Source organism: Methylophaga muralis, assembly GCF_001720165.1.
Lineage (GTDB): Bacteria > Pseudomonadota > Gammaproteobacteria > Nitrosococcales > Methylophagaceae > Methylophaga > Methylophaga muralis.
The window spans coordinates 1-2,820 of the sequence record NZ_MCRI01000078.1 but is presented as its reverse complement, the minus strand read 5'-3'; the positions used below and the strand labels follow the sequence as shown (position 1 = coordinate 2,820).

General features: G+C 40.8%; 4 protein-coding genes. All 4 read right to left on the bottom strand.

Annotated features, from left to right (window positions below):
* Positions 1-62 precede the first annotated feature (62 nt).
* A complete protein-coding gene (locus A9E74_RS13585; RefSeq protein ID WP_069297132.1) occupies positions 63-989 on the bottom strand; it encodes a glycosyltransferase family 2 protein in 927 nt (308 codons plus the stop codon).
* Positions 982-1,503, bottom strand: a complete 522-nt coding sequence (locus tag A9E74_RS13580; protein WP_069297131.1) for a serine O-acetyltransferase — start codon at positions 1,501-1,503, stop codon at positions 982-984. The genes A9E74_RS13585 and A9E74_RS13580 overlap by 8 nt, the downstream gene beginning before the upstream one ends.
* Positions 1,500-2,024 carry a serine O-acetyltransferase gene (locus tag A9E74_RS13575; RefSeq protein ID WP_069297130.1) on the bottom strand — a complete coding sequence of 175 codons (525 nt, stop codon included), beginning with the start codon at positions 2,022-2,024 and terminating at the stop codon, positions 1,500-1,502. The genes A9E74_RS13580 and A9E74_RS13575 overlap by 4 nt, the downstream gene beginning before the upstream one ends.
* A partial coding sequence (locus A9E74_RS14410; RefSeq protein WP_069297129.1) for a glycosyltransferase family 2 protein occupies positions 2,017-2,820 on the bottom strand: 804 nt, incomplete at its 5' end. The genes A9E74_RS13575 and A9E74_RS14410, both read right to left, overlap by 8 nt.

The window sequence follows — 2,820 nt, the reverse complement described above, 5'->3', positions numbered from 1 at the left end:
TTGCTTCCCGTGAGCATAATTCTTTAGAAAAGCTGCTACGCCCATAAACTGCGGCCACTTACCTAGCACATTTGAAGTTGCATAAAATAATCCCAAGATAAAACGAACCAAGTTTTTCTTGGTATTGAAAAGCTAATCTTAAGATCTGCAATGGATACAATAGCCACAAGATAACTAAATCGTCTTCGATAACAGATAAAAGAATGATAATAAGTGGGATTAATAACGCCCAAAATAACGATGCTGCGTGTTTCTTTCTTACGAAAATGTTCTTGATCATTTCCATGCAATGCATAACTTTCTGCATAGGCATGACCTGCACGTTGATTACGCTTCCACCACTGGCCAAAACGCGTCATAGCCGCATCATGTAATGTCATTTCAGCATCTAATCGCATAATCTTCCAACCTAACTGACGCATGCGATAACACATCTCCGGCTCTTCGCCAGCAATAAGACCTTCACGGTATCCATCAACAGTCTGGAGGGCCGTTAAACGAAATAATGCATCCCCGCCGCAGGCTCTAGCCTCGCCAATCGGTGTATCCCACTCGATATCACATAATTGGTTATAAATACTGGCATCAGGATATCGTTCTCGACGACGTCCACACACTGCAGCAAAATCCGGATGAGTATCCAAAAAATCTTTGGCTTTTGTAATCCACCCAGACTGAACCTCGCAATCACCATCTACAAACTGAACGTAATCAATAGATGAATAATTCTCTACCAATGTAGCCAAGCCAGCATTTCTTGCACGAGCAGCGGTAAAGGGTTGTGTCATATCCAATGAAACGACTACCACACCTATTGCTTGCGCCAGAGCAACACTTCCATCTGTAGAACCTGAATCAACATACACAATATATTCAAGCTCGTTGACTAATGAATTTAAACACTGTTTTAAACGTTCGCCTTCATTTCGACCAATCACCACAGCACCAATATTAAGGTGGGCACGAGAGAACAAGTCCTGATCAGTCATTATGAATAACTCCAGCCGTGCTTCCGATGATTTTTGCAGGTATCCCAGCAACAATTGAATATTCAGGGACATTTTTTGTAACTACAGCATTGGCTCCAATCAGTGAATGTTTGCCGATAGTTATATCACCGATAATCTTGGCTCCTGCACCTATATCAACGTGCCCCATTAATTTCGGTGCACCTTCATTTCCTCTTTTCACGCCAAGAGTTACTTGCTGATGAATTAAACAATTGGGACCGATATAAGAGTTTGGATGAAGCACAATTCCATTAGGATGCGGCAATAAAATGCCACCTGAAATCGAAATAGTTAATGGAATATCTGCACCTGTAATAACAGACCAAAATCGGTACCGTAAAACCGCTAGTTTTTTTACTAATTTGGAAATAAATCCGCTTTTTTGATTTGAAGCTTGATAATCACGGATACTCGTTATGAGTTTTCTGGATGGATCCCAAAATTGGCGAGGCTTTTCTCGGCTCCAATCAGCTTGTTCAGCAGAAACCGTCATAGATCTTGCCCTTCTGGATACTTTATTTTGATAACTTTGGCAGGAATGCCAACTGCCACAGCATAGTCAGGTATATCAGAAGTCACTACGGCATTTGCGCCTATGGCCGCATGATCACCAATTTGGACTTTTCCTAGAATTTTGGCCCCAGCACCTATATTTACATACGCCCCTATTGAGGGGGCATCAAAAGGAGCTTCAAGACTTTTGTTTCCAATAGTGACACCCTGCCTGATGATACAGCCATCCCCTATTTTGGCCTGGCCATGAATCACTATCCCGTGTTGATGTTCAAAAGTTATGTTATTACCTAACGCCACTGTATATGGTAATTCAATTCCATATTTGAATCGAACATGCTTTTCCATCTGCCGGTAGAGAAAACCCATCGGCGCCCTTAAAAACTTGTTTTTTATCGTCATGCGCCATTGACCAAAACGATAGACTAGTAATGTACGAAATCCTGCATGATTGATTGATTTCGAATTCGCCTTCCAATCTTGTTTGATATTTTCAAACATCCTGCTTCCTATCTAGCCATGACAGAAAAATACTGTTGCGCCAGAAGTCACGCCACAAATACTTAGCATCATTATGAAACTTAAGGCGAATAAAATCTAAAACCTTGTGAACAGTAAACATGCCGCCCCAAGATAGATCCGCTAGGGCTGTATAGATAATCCCGTGGTTCTTTATCAAGTAATACTGGCGTGATTGAAACCAATATTTTGGACGGCGGCGGCGAAGACTATCACCACTTACAACACCGGTACTTTGTCCAACATAGTGAATAATGCGACTGGAAGGTACATACCAAGATTGCCATCCAAACTTATGCGCTTGGAGACAAAAATCCGTTTCTTCATAATAAAGAAAATATGTTTCATCCATTAATCCAATATCTTCTATTACTGAATACCTAACTAACATACTTGCACCAGCAAGCCAATCAACCTGAGTAGGCTCGGCAGGAATTTCTTTTGGGGAGACAAGATATTTAGAAAATAAAGTATCTGTTATTCCTAAACGTAAACCCGATAAAAGTTCACTTTTTAACGTATGGAACCTGAATGCAGATCCTTGTAGCTCTCCATCTTCACCTTCTAAGCGGCTCCCCAAAATCCCGGCCTTGGGGTGTTCATCAAAAAAATTGAACAGGTTTAATAATGCGTTTTCTAGAATTTTGGTGTCCGGGTTTAATAACCAAACATACTTAGGAGTATTCTGGTATTTTTCAACTGCGGATTTGATTGCCAGATTATTTCCATAGGAAAAACCACCATTTATATCGGCCAGTACAACTTCAACATATTCATT